This is a genomic window from Micromonospora sp. NBC_01739, assembly GCF_035920385.1.
In the GTDB taxonomy this organism is placed as follows: Bacteria; Actinomycetota; Actinomycetes; order Mycobacteriales; family Micromonosporaceae; genus Micromonospora.
Genome location: NZ_CP109151.1, coordinates 3554374 through 3570638, shown reverse-complemented (window position 1 = coordinate 3570638; position 16265 = coordinate 3554374). Strand labels below are relative to the sequence as shown.

At 71.5% G+C, this 16265-nt stretch carries 12 protein-coding genes; 7 read left to right on the top strand and 5 right to left on the bottom strand.

The window, feature by feature from the left end:
- Positions 1–15 precede the first annotated feature (15 nt).
- The 3 genes from OIE53_RS15920 to ilvD all read right to left on the bottom strand — a co-directional run bounded on the left by OIE53_RS15920 (position 16) and on the right by ilvD (position 3787).
- Positions 16–648 (bottom strand): endonuclease/exonuclease/phosphatase family protein, encoded by a 633-nt coding sequence (locus OIE53_RS15920; RefSeq protein WP_327022329.1) that lies wholly within the window; start codon positions 646–648, stop codon positions 16–18.
- Between the two features lie 179 nt (positions 649–827).
- Positions 828–1925: a DUF4037 domain-containing protein gene (locus OIE53_RS15915; RefSeq protein WP_327022328.1), complete on the bottom strand. Its 1098-nt coding sequence runs from the start codon at positions 1923–1925 to the stop codon at positions 828–830.
- A gap of 14 nt (positions 1926–1939) precedes the next feature.
- On the bottom strand, positions 1940–3787 hold the full coding sequence (ilvD, locus tag OIE53_RS15910) for a dihydroxy-acid dehydratase (protein WP_327022327.1): 1848 nt from the start codon (positions 3785–3787) through the stop codon (positions 1940–1942).
- Positions 3788–3896: 109 nt separating this feature from the next.
- Here ilvD and OIE53_RS15905 point away from each other — a divergent pair, with 109 nt between their 5' ends.
- The 5 genes from OIE53_RS15905 to serA all read left to right on the top strand — a co-directional run bounded on the left by OIE53_RS15905 (position 3897) and on the right by serA (position 12074).
- Positions 3897–6230, top strand: coding sequence for a putative bifunctional diguanylate cyclase/phosphodiesterase (locus OIE53_RS15905; RefSeq protein ID WP_327022326.1), 2334 nt, complete (start codon positions 3897–3899; stop codon positions 6228–6230).
- Between the two features lie 226 nt (positions 6231–6456).
- A complete protein-coding gene (locus OIE53_RS15900; RefSeq protein ID WP_327022325.1) occupies positions 6457–8322 on the top strand; it encodes an acetolactate synthase large subunit in 1866 nt (621 codons plus the stop codon).
- 241 nt (positions 8323–8563) lie between these two features.
- Entirely contained in the window at positions 8564–9079 is a 516-nt protein-coding gene (ilvN, locus tag OIE53_RS15895; RefSeq protein WP_327022324.1) for an acetolactate synthase small subunit, read from the top strand.
- Between the two features lie 85 nt (positions 9080–9164).
- On the top strand, positions 9165–10178 hold the full coding sequence (gene ilvC, locus OIE53_RS15890) for a ketol-acid reductoisomerase (protein WP_327022323.1): 1014 nt from the start codon (positions 9165–9167) through the stop codon (positions 10176–10178).
- Positions 10179–10475: 297 nt separating this feature from the next.
- Entirely contained in the window at positions 10476–12074 is a 1599-nt protein-coding gene (gene serA / locus OIE53_RS15885) for a phosphoglycerate dehydrogenase (RefSeq protein WP_327022322.1), read from the top strand.
- A 73-nt stretch (positions 12075–12147) separates the two neighbouring features.
- On the opposite strand, the gene OIE53_RS15880 is transcribed toward serA, so the two are convergent.
- Together OIE53_RS15880 and OIE53_RS15875 are read right to left on the bottom strand one after the other, a co-directional pair.
- On the bottom strand, positions 12148–12507 hold the full coding sequence (locus tag OIE53_RS15880; RefSeq protein WP_327022321.1) for a hypothetical protein: 360 nt from the start codon (positions 12505–12507) through the stop codon (positions 12148–12150).
- A 320-nt stretch (positions 12508–12827) separates the two neighbouring features.
- Positions 12828–13673 carry an FAD:protein FMN transferase gene (locus OIE53_RS15875; RefSeq protein ID WP_327027236.1) on the bottom strand — a complete coding sequence of 282 codons (846 nt, stop codon included), beginning with the start codon at positions 13671–13673 and terminating at the stop codon, positions 12828–12830.
- A 220-nt stretch (positions 13674–13893) separates the two neighbouring features.
- Between OIE53_RS15875 and OIE53_RS15870 the strand changes: the two genes are divergently transcribed.
- Both OIE53_RS15870 and OIE53_RS15865 read left to right on the top strand, forming a co-directional pair.
- Positions 13894–14925, top strand: a complete 1032-nt coding sequence (locus OIE53_RS15870; RefSeq protein WP_327022320.1) for a 3-isopropylmalate dehydrogenase — start codon at positions 13894–13896, stop codon at positions 14923–14925.
- A gap of 195 nt (positions 14926–15120) precedes the next feature.
- Positions 15121–16218 (top strand): branched-chain amino acid aminotransferase, encoded by a 1098-nt coding sequence (locus OIE53_RS15865; protein WP_327022319.1) that lies wholly within the window; start codon positions 15121–15123, stop codon positions 16216–16218.
- Positions 16219–16265: the final 47 nt, after the last annotated feature.

Below are 16265 nucleotides of genomic sequence, written 5' to 3'. Positions count from 1 at the left end.
CAAGGGACGGCCGCCTCAGCGCCGCAGGTCCAGCCAGACCAGCCGGTGGTCGGAGGTGGGGAAGCCGCCCGGCAGGGCGGGGGAGTAGTCGCCGACCAGCCGGAACAGCGGGTCACCCGGCACCGGCCAGAAGACCCCGGCGGAACGGACCGGCAGGCCCCGGCTCGGCAGCAGGTAGTCGACCCGCAGGTTGCCGGGGCTGGTGTCGGCGAAGTCACCGGTGTCGAAGCGCGGATCGCCGCGGTGGTCGAGGTTGGCGCCACCCTGCCGCTGGGCTGCGGCCGTACCACCCGCGCTGGCCGGCACGACCCGGTCGTCGACCCGGGGGTGGTCGAGCAGCTGCTGCGCCGCCCCGGGCACGCTGTCCCCGTCGTACGGGTCGGCGTTGAGGTCCCCGGCGATCACGAGGTAGTTCTCCTGGAACAGCGCCAACGCCCGGCCGGCCGGGTCGTAATCGAACTCGTTGACCAGCAGTACCTCGGGGCGTACCCGCTGGATCACCTCGGCGACGTTGGCGGCCTGGGCGTTGTCCCGGCGGGACACGTCGGCGACCAGCCCACCGGCGGTGTCCCGGTTCAGCGAGGCGTTGAAGGTGGCCACCCGTACGGTGGCAGGATGCCGCCCACCGGCACCGGCCGGACCCGTCACCGCGAGCGTCGCGGTCGCCGCCAGCAGCGCCGCCGTGACACCGGCGCAGACCTCCGCCTAGCACCCATCGAGGTACCTCCCCATTCACGATTCACGATCGCCACGCTACCGAAAGCGGCGTGGCGGCAGGATGAACCGCGATCGACGATCGTGCCCGGGATGAGCGCTCAGGGCGAGGGTCACCGGTGCAGGGCGGCTGTGACCGCGCGGGCCCGGTCGGGCACGGTGAGGACCTCCGTGCTGTCCACGAACTGGTCGACCCCGCCGAGGTGTCGCGGCAGGGCCGACACCTCCGGATCGGTGATCGACCGGTGGGTGGAGTCGGCGAAGCGGTCCGCGGCCAGCACCCGGAAGGGTCGGTCGTGGAACTGGCGCACCCGGGGCTCGACCGGTTCGCACAGGCCGAGGTCGTTGTGGGCGCGGGCCAGATGCTCGTACGCGGCGCAGAGGGCCTCCTCACGCTGTGGCCAGCCGGGGGCGGCCAGGGCCTCGGTGAGCCACGGTTGCAGGGTCGGGGCGCAACGCAGTCGGGCGAACGCCGTACCCAGCCATTTGCTGTAGGGCGGGTAGCTGCGTTCGATCAGCATCGCCAGGCGCATCAGGTCGCGGACCAGCCGCGCGGTGACCAGCCGGCAGCCGAGGTCGTCGCCGACCTCGGCGCAGCGGCCCGGGAAGGATTCCTCCTGGGCGATGCGCCGCCACTGGCCGGCCAGCAGATACCGCCAGATCTCCTCGGGATACCAGGCCAACGCGGCCCGCAGGGGTTCCAGTCGGCCCAGCCCGTCGTGGAAGACCGCACCGGAGGTGAGCTCCAGCAACCGTTGGGTCGGGAGGGCCAGCCAGTCGCGGGCGGACAGCCCGCCGCGCGGGTCCGTGCCGAGGCGGGCGACCAGCCAGGTGTCCAGGTCGATCACCTCGACCCGGTGCGCCACCGGGCCCTCGCCGACCGGCCCCAGGGTGCCCGAGCGGCCCGGCTCGGGCGGGCTGAAGTTCGTGCTCCAGCCCCGCACCGTGGCCGGCATCCGCTCGGCCAGCATCCGGATCAGGTCCTCGGTGTGCCGGTGGGCGTCGGCGGGCCGGAGGAACAGCAGCAGCCGGGGTCCCCAGTCGTGGTCGGTCGAGCGGGGGGTGTCGAAGCCGAGCACCTCCGACCCGGGGCCCAGCAGGGCCGCGGAGTGGACCAGCCCGGGGTGGGTGGCATCGAGGATCGGCCGCACCGCCTCGTGGTAGGTGTCGGCCGCGAGAGACAGACCAGGGATGAACGCCGGTACGCCCATCCCTGGTGTCTAGCTCATTCGGGCACGCGGCGGTAGGCGCCGTCGCTGGCCGAGGTGGCCATCGAGGCGTACGCGCGCAGTGCCGCGGAGACCGGGCGCTGCCGGTCGACCGGGGTGTACGGGCGGTCCCGCTTCTCCTGGGCGATGCGGCGGGCCTGTAGCACGTCCTCCGGCACGTTCAGCTCGATGGACCGGTTCGGGATGTCGATGACGATCTCGTCGCCGGGCTCGACCAGCGCGATCAGCCCACCGGCGGCGGCCTCGGGGGAGGCGTGGCCGATGGACAGCCCGGAGGTGCCACCGGAGAACCGGCCGTCGGTGAGCAGGGCGCAGGCCCGGCCCAGCCCCCGGCCCTTGAGGAAGGAGGTGGGGTAGAGCATCTCCTGCATGCCGGGGCCACCCTTGGGCCCCTCGTAGCGGATCACCACCACGTCCCCGGCGACGACCTCCTTGGCCAGGATGGCGGTCACCGCGTCGTCCTGCGACTCGTAGACCTTGGCCGGGCCCCGGAAGGTCAGGCACTCCTGCGGCACCCCGGCGGTCTTCACCACGCAGCCCTCCGGCGCCAGGTTGCCGTAGAGGATGGCCAACCCGCCGTCGGCGCTGTACGCGTGCTCCCGGTCCCGGATGCAGCCCTCGGCGGCGTCGGTGTCCAGGGTGGACCAGCGGTTGGTGGTGGAGAAGGGTTCCGTGGTGCGCACCCCGCCCGGTGCGGCGTGGAACAGCTCGGTCGCCTCCGGGGTGGCCGAGCCGCTACGCACGTCCCAGTCGGCCAGCCAGCGCTCCAGGGTGGGGGAGTGCACGGCGTGCACGTCCCGGCGCAGCAGCCCGGCGCGGTTCAGTTCGCCGAGGATCGCCGGGATGCCACCGGCCCGGTGCACGTCCTCCATGTGGTACTGCGGGGAGTTCGGGGCGACCTTGGCCAGGCAGGGCACCCGGCGGGAGATCTCGTCGATGTCGGCGACGGTGAAGTCCAGCTCGGCCTCGCGGGCGGCGGCCAGCAGGTGCAGGATGGTGTTGGTCGAGCCGCCCATCGCCACATCCAGGGCCACGGCGTTCTCGAAGGCGGCCCGGGAGGCCACCACCCGGGGCAGTACGGAGGCGTCGTCCTCGTCGTACCACCGCTTGGCGATCTCCACGACGGTGCGGCCGGCCTCGACGAACAGGGACCGCCGGGCGGCGTGGGTGGCCAGGGTGGAGCCGTTGCCGGGCAGGGCCAGGCCGATGGCCTCGGTCAGGCAGTTCATCGAGTTGGCGGTGAACATGCCCGAGCAGGAGCCGCAGGTCGGGCAGGCGGAGCGCTCGATCTCGCCGAGCTGGTCGTCCGTGACGGCCTCGTTGGAGGAGGCGATCATCGCGTCGATCAGGTCGATCTTGGAGTGCACGATGCCCTCGATGGCCACCGTCTTGCCGGCCTCCATCGGGCCGCCGGAGACGAATACCGTGGGGATGTTCAGCCGCAGGGCGGCCAGCAACATGCCCGGGGTGATCTTGTCGCAGTTGGAGATGCAGACCAGGGCGTCCGCGCAGTGCGCGTTGACCATGTACTCCACCGCGTCGGCGATCAGTTCCCGGCTGGGCAGGGAGTAGAGCATCCCGCCGTGGCCCATGGCGATGCCGTCGTCGACCGCGATGGTGTTGAACTCCCGGCCCACCCCGCCGGCCTCCGCTACAGCGTCGGCAACCAGGCCACCCATGTCCTTGAGGTGTACGTGACCCGGGACGAACTGGGTGAAACTGTTCGCGATGGCGACGATCGGCTTACCGAAATCGTCGTCGGTCATCCCGGTGGCCCGCCACAGGGCCCGGGCACCGGCCATCGTCCGACCGTGCGTGGAGGTCTTCGACCGCAGCTCAGGCATGGGTACCAGTCTGGCACCGTCGTCCCGGGGTCGGACAGGTGAGTCGGATGTGTCCCAACAGATGCACACCCGATCCCCACGGCGCGCGGCCATCCGGCAGAGTGAGGTGGTGCACACACCCCCGGGCATGATCGGTGCCGCGGTGCTGAGCGCGCTCGTCGCCGTCGCGGCCGGGGTGTTGCTGGCCGCCGCCGCCCGGCGTCGTGGTGGGCCGCACCGCCAGGCGTACGCCCTGCTCGCGGTCGCTGCGGCGGTGTCCCTGATCACCCTGTTGCTGGCCGCGGCCGGTGCCCTGAGCGCCAACGAGCACTGGGCACACGAGCAGGCGCAACGCACCGACTGGGCCAGTGCGGTGGCGGTCGGCACCGCGGTGAGCGGCCTGTTGTTCTGCGGCGGTCTGCTCCGGATGCCCGGGGTCGCCGGTTCGGTGGGCTCGGCCGGTGGGCTGGCCCTGGAGGGCGTGGTCGTGGGTGCCGCGCTGTGGTTCGTCGGTTGGGTGCTGGTTTCCGAACCGACCCGGCTGCTCGGCGACGGCACCCCGGCGGCCTGTCCGGCGATCCTGCTCACCTCGGTCAGCGCGGCGCTGTGCTGCGGCCTGGCTGCCATCCTGGTGCTGCGGGCCACCCGACCGCGACGTGGCCTGGCCATGCTGGGCGCCGGCATCTCCGTGGCCACCTGCGGCGGCCTGGGGGTGGCGGCCGGGCTCTGCCAGGTCGGTCCCGCGGTGACCTCGGTCAGCCTGATCGTGCTCGCCGTCGGCCTGCTGACGGCCGCGGTGGCGGTGGGCCGGATCGACCCCTCCGGGCAGCTCACCACGGATGTGATCCGCCACGACGGCGAGTACGCCTTCATCCCGATGGCCGCGATGGCCGGTTCGGCGATGTACCACCTGCTGCGGGGCGGCCAGTTCGACGCCCTGGGCATCATCGCCGGCAGCGTGGAGGGTTTCGCCCTGGTGGCCCGGCAGCACCTGACCCTGCACCTGCTCCGGGCCTACGCCGGGCGGTTGGCGGAGCGGGAGGCCCACTTCCGGCAGCTCGCGCACACGGACGCGCTCACCGGGCTGGCCAACCGGCGTGGGCTGCTGCGGGCCCTGCACCGGTGCGCGCAGAGCCCCTGCATGCTGGTCAGCCTGGACCTTGACGGCTTCAAGAACGTCAACGACATGCGCGGTCACGACGTCGGTGACGCGGTGCTGGCCGAGGTGGGTCGGCGGCTGCGGAGCAACCTCCGGCCGGGGGACCTCGCCGCCCGCCTTGGCGGAGACGAGTTCGCGGTCCTCATGCACGGGCAACCGGCCGAGGTGGAGGCGGTCGCCGAGCGGCTGCGCAAGGTGCTGGGGGAGGCGTACCAGCAGCCCGAGGGGCCGGTCTTCCTCTCGGTCAGCATCGGCCTGGCGACCTGGGCCGACACCCCGGACGTGGAACTGCTGCTGCGGCACGCCGATCTGGCGCTGCGCTACGCCAAGCAGCGGGGCAAGAACCGGACCGAGCGGTACGACGGGGGGTACGACCGGCTGCTGCGCCGGCGGACCACCCTGGAGCACGAGTTGCGGGGCGCGATCGGGCGCGACGAGCTGCGGCTGGTCTTCCAGCCGGTGGCCTCCCTGCCCTCGGTGCGGCCGGTCGGGGCGGAGGCGCTGCTGCGCTGGCGCCACCCCGAGCTCGGCAACGTCCGCCCGGACGAGTTCATCCCCCTGGCCGAGGAATGCGGCATGATCGCCGAACTCGGTGCCTGGGTGCTGCACCAGGCCTGTCGGCAGTTGTCCCGCTGGCTGGCCGAGGGGCACGACGTCTGGGTGTCCGTGAACGTCTCCCCCCGGGAACTGCACGCCCCGGCCTACGTGGTCCAGGTGGCCGAGGCGCTGCGGATCCACCACGTCCCGCCGCAGCGGCTGGTGCTGGAGGTCACCGAACACGCGGTAGCCACCGATCTGGACGAGCTGATCCGCCGGCTGACCGCCCTGCGGCGGACCGGGGTGCGGATCGCCCTGGACGACTTCGGTGCCGGCTACTCCTCCCTGGGCCAGCTGCGCCGACTCCCGATCGACATCCTCAAGATCGACCATGGTCTGGTGGCCGAGCACGAGCCGGTCCGCCCGGTAGGGAGCGAGGGTCCGGCCTTCGCCCCCATGGTCGACATCGTGATGCGGCTGGGGCACCAGTTCGGCCTGGAGGTCATCGCCGAGGGGGTGACCACCCCCACGGAGTTGGCCGCGGTGGTGGCCGCCGGCTGCCGCTTCGGTCAGGGGGCCCTGTTCGGGTGGGGCGTACCGGCAGAGCATCTGGAGGCGATGCTGGAGGCGGCCACCTCGCCGGGGGCCCGCCCGGCGCGTCCGGCCGGGGTGGGCTCGGTGCCCGCCCAGAGGGCCGAAAATGGGACGTCGGAGCAGGTCAAACCGGGTGCTGCGGGCCTGCCAGGGGGCAATACCCCCCGTCCGTGAACCAAAATGTGGGATCAGTTGACTCATCGCGTGAGATGCGTCAGTCTTGAGCCATGTCGTACCGGTCGCTGCGAGTACTTATCTGAGCGCACTCTCCTCACTGAGAGTGCGCTGGCCCCGTGCATCTGGCACGAGGGCTTTTTTGTTGCCGTCGAACCCACCGCATCCGGCTCGTCCGTGTGCACTGTGTGAGCAGCCCAACCAACTCCAGCCGAAGGCAATCGCCATGACGAGACCCACACCAGAGACCATCGCCCATTCCGTCCGGCGAGCCCGTAACTCCGCCGAGACCACGGGTGACAACGACCACACCCGCGCGGAGGTCGCCTCGGCCCCGGCGGTACAACCCGCCCAGGTCTCGGGAGCCGGCTCGCTGGTGCGCTCCCTGGAGGCGCTCGGGGTCGACGTCGTCTTCGGCATCCCCGGCGGGGCGATCCTGCCGGCGTACGACCCCCTGTACGACTCGACCGTCCGGCACATCCTGGTCCGGCACGAGCAGGGGGCCGGTCACGCGGCCACCGGCTACGCGCAGGCCACCGGCCGGGTCGGGGTCTGCATGGCCACCTCCGGTCCGGGCGCCACCAACCTGGTGACCCCGATCGCGGACGCGTACATGGACTCCGTGCCCCTGGTGGCGATCACCGGCCAGGTGGCCCGTCCGGCGATCGGCACGGACGCCTTCCAGGAGGCGGACATCCAGGGCATCACCCTGCCGATCACCAAGCACAACTTCCTGGTGCAGAGCCCCAGTGAGATCCCGCGCATCCTGGCCGAGGCGTTCCACCTGGCCTCGACCGGCCGGCCCGGCCCGGTCCTGGTGGACATCCCCAAGGACGTCCTCCAGGCGGAGACCACCTTCGTCTGGCCGCCCACCCCGGACCTGCCCGGCTACCGGCCGACCCTGCACCCGCACGGCAAGCAGATCCGCGAGGCGGCCCGGCTGATGACCACCGCCCGCCGCCCGGTGCTCTACGTCGGCGGTGGGGTGCTCAAGGCCGCTGCCACCGAGGGGCTGCGCCGGCTGGCCGAGCTGACCGGCATTCCCGTGGTGACCACCCTGATGGCCCTGGGCGCCTTCCCGGACTCCCACCGCCAGCACCTGGGCATGCCCGGCATGCACGGTACGGTCGCCGCGGTCTACGGGTTGCAGAAGGCCGACCTGATCGTGGCCCTGGGTGCCCGGTTCGACGACCGGGTCACCGGCAAGCTGGACTCCTTCGCCCCGGACGCCACCGTGGTGCACGCCGACATCGACCCGGCCGAGATCGGCAAGAACCGGCACGCCGACGTGCCGATCGTCGGTGACGCCCGGTACGTCATCGACGAGCTGCTCGCGGCGGTCACCGCCGAGCAGGCCGCCGGGCGGGTCGCCGACCTCGGCGACTGGTGGACCCAGCTGGACGACCTGCGGGAGCGCTACCCCCTGGGCTACGAGGAGCCCTCCGACGGCACCCTTTCCCCGCAGTACGTGATCAAGCGGCTGGGCGAGATCGCCGGGCCGGACGCGATCTACGTCGCCGGGGTCGGCCAGCACCAGATGTGGGCCTCCCAGTTCATCTCGTACGAGAAGCCGCAGACCTGGCTCAACTCCGGTGGTCTCGGCACCATGGGGTACGCCGTGCCGGCCGCGATGGGCGCCAAGGTCGGCCGGCCGGACGCGGTGGTCTGGGGCATCGACGGTGACGGCTGCTTCCAGATGACCAACCAGGAGCTGGCCACCTGCGCCCTGGAGGGCATCCCGGTCAAGATCGCCGTGATCAACAACGGCAACCTCGGCATGGTCCGGCAGTGGCAGACCCTGTTCTACGGTGAGCGCTACTCCAACACCGACCTGGGCACCCACAAGCACCGCATCCCGGACTTCGTCAAGCTGGCCGAGGCGCTCGGCTGCGTCGGGCTGCGCTGCGAGACCGCCGAGGACGTGGACAAGACGATCGAGGCGGCGATGTCCATCAACGACGCGCCGGTGGTCATCGACTTCGTGGTCGGCAAGGACGCGATGGTCTGGCCGATGGTCGCCGCCGGTACCAGCAACGACGAGATCATGTTCGCCCGCGGCGTCCGCCCGACCTTCGACGAGGATGACATCTAGTCATGGCCGATTGCACCGAGCGAAGCGAGGGCCAAGAGGACATGACGAGGAAGGCTTCGGCCATGGCCGATTGCACCGAGCGAAGCGAGGGCCAAGAGGACATGACGAGGAAGGCTTCGGCCATGGCCGATTGCACCGAGCGAAGCGAGGGCCAAGAGGACATGACTAGGAAGGCTTCGGCCATGGCCGATTGCACCGAGCGAAGCGAGGGCCAAGAGGACATGACTAGGAAGGCACTGCCATGACGATGCACACACTGTCCGTGTTGGTGGAGAACAAGCCGGGCGTGCTGGCCCGGGTCTCCGGGCTGTTCTCCCGGCGCGGCTTCAATATCGACAGCCTCGCGGTCGGGGAGACCGAGAACCCGGACGTCTCGCGGATCACCATCGTGGTCAACGCCGACTCCTCCCCGCTGGAGCAGGTCACCAAGCAGCTCAACAAGCTGGTCAACGTGCTCAAGATCGTCGAGCTGGACCCCTCCACCTCGGTGGCCCGGGAGCTGCTGCTGGTGAAGGTGCGCGCCGACCGCGCCGCCCGGGGACAGGTCCTGGAGACGGTGAGCCTGTTCCGGGCCCGGGTGGTCGACGTGGCCGCCGACACGCTGACCATCGAGGCCACCGGCACCCCCGACAAGCTCGACGCGCTGCTGCGCGACCTCGAGCCCTTCGGCATCAAGGAAATGGTCCAGTCGGGCCTGGTCGCGATCGGACGCGGCCCGCGTGCGATCACCGCCGGCCCGGCCCTGAGGGCCGCCTGACCCACATCACCCCGGCCGGGTCCGCCTGGACCGGCCGGCCACGAGCCACGACGGGCCGCTGCGGCCGCCGTACGAAAGGGAAGTCATGAGCGTTGAGGTGTACTACGACGACGACGCCGACCTGGGCCTGATCCAGGCGAAGAAGGTCGCCGTGATCGGGTACGGCAGCCAGGGCCACGCCCACGCGCTGTCGCTGCGCGACTCCGGTGTCGACGTGGTGATCGGTCTGCCGGAGGGCTCGAAGAGCCGCCCCAAGGCCGAGGAGCAGGGCCTGCGGGTGCTCACCCCGGCCGAGGCGGCGGCCGAGGCCGACGTGATCATGATCCTCGCCCCGGACACCGCGCAGCGGCACATCTACACCGAGTCGATCGCGCCGAACCTCACCGCAGGCAAGGCGCTGTTCTTCGGGCACGGGTTCAACATCCGCTACGGCCTGATCAAGCCGCCGGCCGACGTGGACGTGGCGATGGTCGCCCCGAAGGGCCCGGGTCACCTGGTCCGCCGGCAGTACGTCGACGGCAAGGGGGTGCCCTGCCTGGTCGCGGTCGAGCAGGACGCCAGCGGCACCGCCTTCGCGCTGGCCCTGTCGTACGCCAAGGGCATCGGCGGCACCCGGGCGGGTGCGATCAAGACCACCTTCACCGAGGAGACCGAGACCGACCTCTTCGGCGAGCAGGCCGTGCTCTGCGGTGGGGCGGCAGCCCTGGTGCAGACCGGCTTCGAGGTGCTCACCGAGGCCGGGTACGCCCCCGAGGTGGCCTACTTCGAGTGCCTGCACGAGCTGAAGCTGATCGTGGACCTGATGTACGAGGGCGGCATCGCCCGGATGCGCTACAGCGTCTCCGACACCGCCGAGTACGGCGACCTGTCCCGAGGCCCGCGGGTCATCGACAGCCGGGTCAAGGACGAGATGCGCAAGATCCTCGGTGAGATCCAGAACGGCGAGTTCGCCCGCGAGTGGGTGGCCGAGGACGAGGCCGGCCGGCCGAACTTCGGCAAGTGGCAGGCCGAGGGCGCGGCTCACCCGATCGAGGAGACCGGCGCCAAGCTGCGCGGCATGATGAGCTGGGTGGACCGCCCGATCACCGAGACCGCCTGAGATCTTCGCGACGGGTTGCGAGATCCGTCTCACCCGACGGCACCCGCGCCGGACGTTCTCCCCGACGTCCGGCGCGGGTGCCGTGCTGTTCGGACCCACCGGCAAGGGGTCAAACCGCACGTCACGTCCGGTTTGTGAGGGCACTCACCCCCTGGTCCGGGCCATCTCGGGCGGCCGGGCCCCTACGATTCCGGGTAGGTGCTCCAGCCGCACCCCACGGCCATGGCCCTGCCCGCGCCGGGCGCAGCGCAGCGTCCACGCACCGGCCGACCGCTCTGACGACATCTACGAGGACCAATGACTCCTGTCGTACTGATCGCCGAAGAACTCGCTCCTGCCGCAATCGAGGTGCTCGCTCACGACTTCGACGTCCGGCACGTCGACGGCACCGATCGCCCGGCTCTGCTCTCCGCCCTGGCCGAGGCCGACGCCGTCATCGTCCGCAGCGCCACTCAGATTGACGCCGAGGCGATCGCCGCCGCACCCCGGCTGAAGGTCGTGGCCCGGGCGGGCGTGGGTCTGGACAACGTCGAGGTGCCGGCCGCCACCGCGCGGGGCGTCATGGTCGTCAACGCCCCCACCTCCAACATCGTCTCCGCGGCCGAGCAGGCCGTCGCGCTGCTGCTGGCGGTGGCCCGCAACACCGCCAGCGCCAGCGCCGCCCTCAAGGCGGGGGAGTGGAAGCGGTCGAAGTACACCGGCGTGGAGTTGCAGGGCAAGACCGTCGGCGTGGTGGGCCTGGGCCGCATCGGGGTGCTGTTCGCGTCTCGTATCGCCGCCTTCGGCACCCGGCTGATCGCCTACGACCCCTACATCCAGCCGGCTCGGGCCGCGCAGCTCGGGGTCCGCCTGGTCGGCCTGGAGGAGCTGCTGCGGGAGAGCGACTTCATCTCCATCCACCTGCCGAAGACCCCGGAGACCGTGGGCCTGATCGGTGAGAAGGAGTTGTCGATCGTCAAGCCGGGCGTACGGATCATCAACGCCGCCCGCGGCGGACTGGTCGACGAGCAGGCCCTGGCCGACGCCCTGGCCGAGGGTCGGGTCGCCGGTGCCGGGGTGGACGTGTACGCCAAGGAGCCCTGCACCTCCTCGCCGCTGTTCGCCTTCGACAACGTGGTGGCCACCCCGCACCTGGGTGCCTCCACCGCCGAGGCCCAGGACAAGGCCGGCCTGGCCGTGGCCAAGAGCGTGAAGCTGGCCCTGCAGGGCGAGTTCGTGCCGGACGCGGTCAACGTGCAGGCCGGTGGGGTGGTCGCCGAGGACGTACGCCCGCTGCTGCCGCTGGCCGAGAAGCTCGGCCGGGCCTTCACCGCGGTCGCCGGTGGGGTGGCCGCCAGCGTCACCGTCGAGGTGCGCGGTGAGATCGTCAACCACGACGTCTCGGTGCTCAAGCTGGCCGCCACCAAGGGCCTGTTCAGCTCGGTGGTGGAGGAGCAGGTCACCTACGTCAACGCGCCGCACCTGGCCGCCCAGCGTGGGGTGGAGGTCTCCCTGACCACCCACACGGAGACCGTGGAGCACCCGGTGCTGGTCACCGTGCGCGGCGCCCTGCCGGACGGTCGTACGGTCAGCGTCTCCGGCACGGTGACCCACGCCGGCACCCGGGACATCATCAAGCTGACCGAGGTGGACGGCTTCGACGTGGAGATCGGGGCGGAGGGCATCCTGCTCTTCCTCCGCTACGCCGACCGTCCCGGGGTGGTCGGCACGGTCGGCACCCTGCTCGGCGAGGCCGGGATCAACATCGCGGCGATGCAGGTGGCCCGCCGGGAGGCCGGTGGCGAGACCCTGATGACCCTCACGGTCGACCAGGCCCTCGGGGCCGACCTGCTCACCTCGGCGGCCGACTCGATCGGCGCGGCCTCGGCCAGCGCGGCGGACCTGCGCGACGAGTAACAGTTCAGGCGACGCCACCAGGGGCTCGGCCATCGGCCGGGCCCCTGGTGCTTGACGTCTGCGTGGTGCCGGGTCAGCCGGACAGTCGGGCTACCGGCGGCGGGTAGACCGAGCCGTCCTGGGCGTCGTAGAGCATCAGCCGGTGCTCTCCGGCCAGCCGCTCGATGTCCAGCAGCACCTCATCCGGGCAGGCCGGGTCGAGATTCATCTCGATATGGTCGGCCGTCGCGTGCAGTGGTGCCACCGCCCAGGGCCCACCGGTGATCCCCGGTTGGTCGGGGTAGCGGGCGGTGATCGCCCGGTAGAAGGCGACCACCCGGGGGTCCGGTCGGTGCTGGGCGTGCTGGCCCTCCCGGCACCGCTGCACCGCCGCGCGCACATCGTCAGGCGTCGCCCCGTCCGCCAGGGCCCACACGCTCAGATCGAAACTCACGGCCGACAGCGTGCCATCCGCGATTGTCCCTGTCGAAAACGGCCCTGGCACGGGCCTGCGGTGACGGGTGTGATGGTCCCCTGTAGAGCCTTGCCGTGAAACACGCCGATTCGCTAGCTTACTGGTGCGGTTTCTGGCCGATCCGATGATGCCGGCCCGTCTTCGGGTGGCGAGGTCGACGTCCGATCGACCGGCCCGTACCCCTCGATTGCGCGAGCCATGCGCATTCGCCTCGACCGGCCTCCGCGGCCGTTGCCGCGGCCGTGGAGGCCGATCGCCGAGACTCCACGATGGACCCTGTCCAGGGTGCATGTGGACGGTCAGTGGTGGGTGGCGATGAGGGCGCGGTAGGGCGATCCGGCCCGGAACCAGTTCAGCCCGGTCGGACCGGCGGCGTACAGCGCGGTGGCGTAGGCGTCCGCGACCGCCAGGTCCGGGCCCACCACGGTGGCGGCGACCATCTGGTCGGCCGGTTCCCCGGTGCGCGGGTCGACCACATGCCCGCGTCGGCCGGTCACCCCGGAGGTGCCGATCGCACCCGCCGTCATCTCCAGCACCAGTGGCGCCCGACGGTGGTCGGTCGGATGGTGCACGGCCACCCGCCACGGGCCGCCGTGCCCGGCGTGTCCGCGTACCACCAGGTCGGCGCCGGTGAGCACGGCGTAGTTCGTGATGCCGGCGGCGCGCAGCCGGGCCGCCGCCCGTTCGACCGCCCAGCCGCCGAGCAGGCCACCGGGGTCGAATCCGCCCGGCACCGCCCAGGCGTCGAACCAGCCGTCCGTGGCGGCGCGCATCGCGGCGCAGCGGTCCACCAGGTCCGCCAGCGGCGGGTAGGACTCCGGACTGATCTCGCCCCGACGCAGCCGGGACACCAGACTCTCCGGCCGGTTGGGACCGTAGGTCAGGTCGATCGCGCGCAGTTCGGCCACCGCGTCCCGCAGGGCCTCACCGACTCCCCGCCGACCCGGCCCGGTCGGGGCGTTGAGCAGCAGGGTGTACTCGGCGGTGGAGGTGCGCACGGTGTGCCGTACGGTGAGCCGGTCGTCGGCACCCCGGCCGGCCCGGTCCGGGCGCGCGTCGCGGATGCCCAGGCGCAGGTCCGGTCGGCGGTAGCGAAAGGTCGCCGGGTCGATCCAGCGGGTACGCGGCTGCTCGTCGGTCCACATGGTGTCCGCCCCTCCTTCGACGACCGGCCCCACGCCGTAGTGGTCGTCGTCGGCCCTGTCCGGCCGGTTGTCGCTCACGCTAGGCAGCCCAGATGACGGCAGCATGAGCGGACGCTGAGAAGCTGCTGTGCGTGTCACATCCCGAAAAGTGGAACACTCGTACCGGGAGGCGGGACGGCGGCGTACCGTCTAGCCGATACGAGCGAAGGAGCTGACGAACGTGGCACGGATCGCGGTGGTGGCCGGGGACGGGATCGGACCCGAGGTGGTCGCGGAGGCCCGCAAGGTCATCGATGCGGTTCTGCCCGGGGTGCAGGCCACCGAGTACGACCTCGGTGCGGCACGTTACCACCGCACCGGCGAGGTGCTGCCGGACTCGGTGTTGGCCGAGCTGGCCGGGCACGACGCCATCCTGCTCGGTGCGGTCGGCGACCCCACCGTCCCCCCGGGGGTGCTGGAGCGGGGTCTGCTGCTCAAGCTGCGTTTCGCCTTCGACCAGTACGTCAACCTGCGGCCCTCCCGGCTCTGGCCCGGGGTGGCCAGCCCGCTGGCGACGGTCAAGCCCGGCGAGGTCGACCTGGTGGTGGTCCGCGAGGGCACCGAAGGGCTGTACGCCGGTGCCGGCGGCACCCTGCACCGCGACACCCCGGCCGAGGTGGCCACCGAGGAGAGCCTGAACACCCGATACGGGGTGGAGCGGGTGGTCCGTGACGCCTTCGCCCGGGCCAGCCGTCGGGAACGGCGCAAGGTGACCCTGGTGCACAAGACCAACGTGCTCACCCACGCCGGCTCGTTGTGGGCCCGCGCCTTCGAGGCGGTGGCCGCGGAGTACCCCGAGGTGACCACGGAGTACCAGCATGTCGACGCCGCCGCGATGTTCCTGGTGACCCAGCCCCAGCGCTACGACGTGGTGGTCACCGACAACCTCTTCGGCGACATCCTCACCGACATCGCCGCCGCGGTGACCGGCGGGATCGGGCTGGCCGCCAGCGGCAGCATCAACCCCGACCGGACCTACCCCTCCATGTTCGAGCCGGTGCACGGCTCCGCGCCGGACATCGCCGGGCGTGGCATCGCCGACCCGGTGGCCGCGGTCCTCTCCGGCGCCCTGCTGCTCGACCAGCTCGGCCACTCCGAGGCCGCGGAGCGGATCACCGCCGCGGTCGGTGCGGAACTCGCCGCTCGTACCCCGGGCGAGGCGGTACGCACCGCCGAGGTGGGCGACCGGATCGCCGCCCAGGTAGCCGCCTGAGTCCACATCAGGTCTCGCCACCGGCGACAGCCGGTGGCGATCGGCCCGAACGTCCGGGTGGAAGCGACGACTCGCTGGTACTACCGACCAGTGCGCCTACCCGCTGAACGACCGTTCGGGGTAAGTTTTTGGCACAAATACTTCTGATGTGCGCCGCCTCGGCGCATGTCGTCGTCCCCCAGGGAGGTCAGCGCGATGAGCGGTGGTGACAAGCTCGAATTCGAGATCCGTCCGAATCCCGCGCCGGTATCCGCCGCCGACCGGGCCGCGCTGCTGGCCAACCCTGGATTCGGCCGGGTGTTCACCGACCACATGGCCATCATCCGCTACGCCGACGGCAAGGGCTGGTACGACGCCCGGGTCGAGGCCCGGGGGCCGATCCCGATGGATCCCGCCAGCGCGGTGCTGCACTACGCGCAGGAGATCTTCGAGGGGATGAAGGCGTACCGCACGGTCGACGGCGGGGTGACCATGTTCCGCCCGTACGCCAACGCGGCCCGGTTCAACACCTCCGCCACCCGGATGGCCATGCCGACCCTGCCGGAGCAGGCCTTCGTCGACTCGCTGCTGCGGCTGATCGAGATCGACCGGGAGTGGATCCCGGAGGGCGAGGACGGCAGCCTCTACCTGCGGCCCTTCATGTTCGCCAGTGAGGTCTTCCTCGGCGTCCGCCCGGCCAACGAGTACCTCTACGTGGTGATCGCCTCCCCGGTGGGGGCGTACTTCTCCGGCGGGGTCAAGCCGGTGACGGTCTGGGTGTCGCCGGACTACACCCGGGCCGCCCCGGGGGGCACCGGCGCGGCGAAGTGCGGCGGCAACTACGCGGCCTCCCTGGCCGCCCAGGCCGAGGCCGCCGAGCACGGTTGCGAGCAGGTGGTCTTCCTGGACGCGGTGGAGCGCCGGTACGTCGACGAGCTGGGCGGCATGAACGTCTTCTTCGTCTACGACGACGGCTCGGTGGTCACCCCGCCGCTGACCGGCACCATCCTGCCCGGCATTACCCGGGAGTCCGTGCTCACCCTGGCATCGGCGGCCGGTCATTCCGTGCAGGAGCGGCCGGTGAGCTTCGACGAGTGGCAGGCGGACGCGAACAGCGGCCGACTGCGCGAGGTCTTCGCCTGCGGCACCGCCGCGGTGATCACCCCCATCGGCCGGGTCCGGTACCCGGAGGGGGAGTTCACCATGGGCGGTGGTGAGCCGGGTCCGATCACGATGGCGTTGCGTCAGCAACTGGTCGACCTGCAGCGCGGCAACGCCCCCGACCCTCACAACTGGGTCCACCGCGTCCTCTGAGCTGTGCGAAAGGGCCCCCTGCCGGTGCGGGGGGCCTTTTTCGCAAC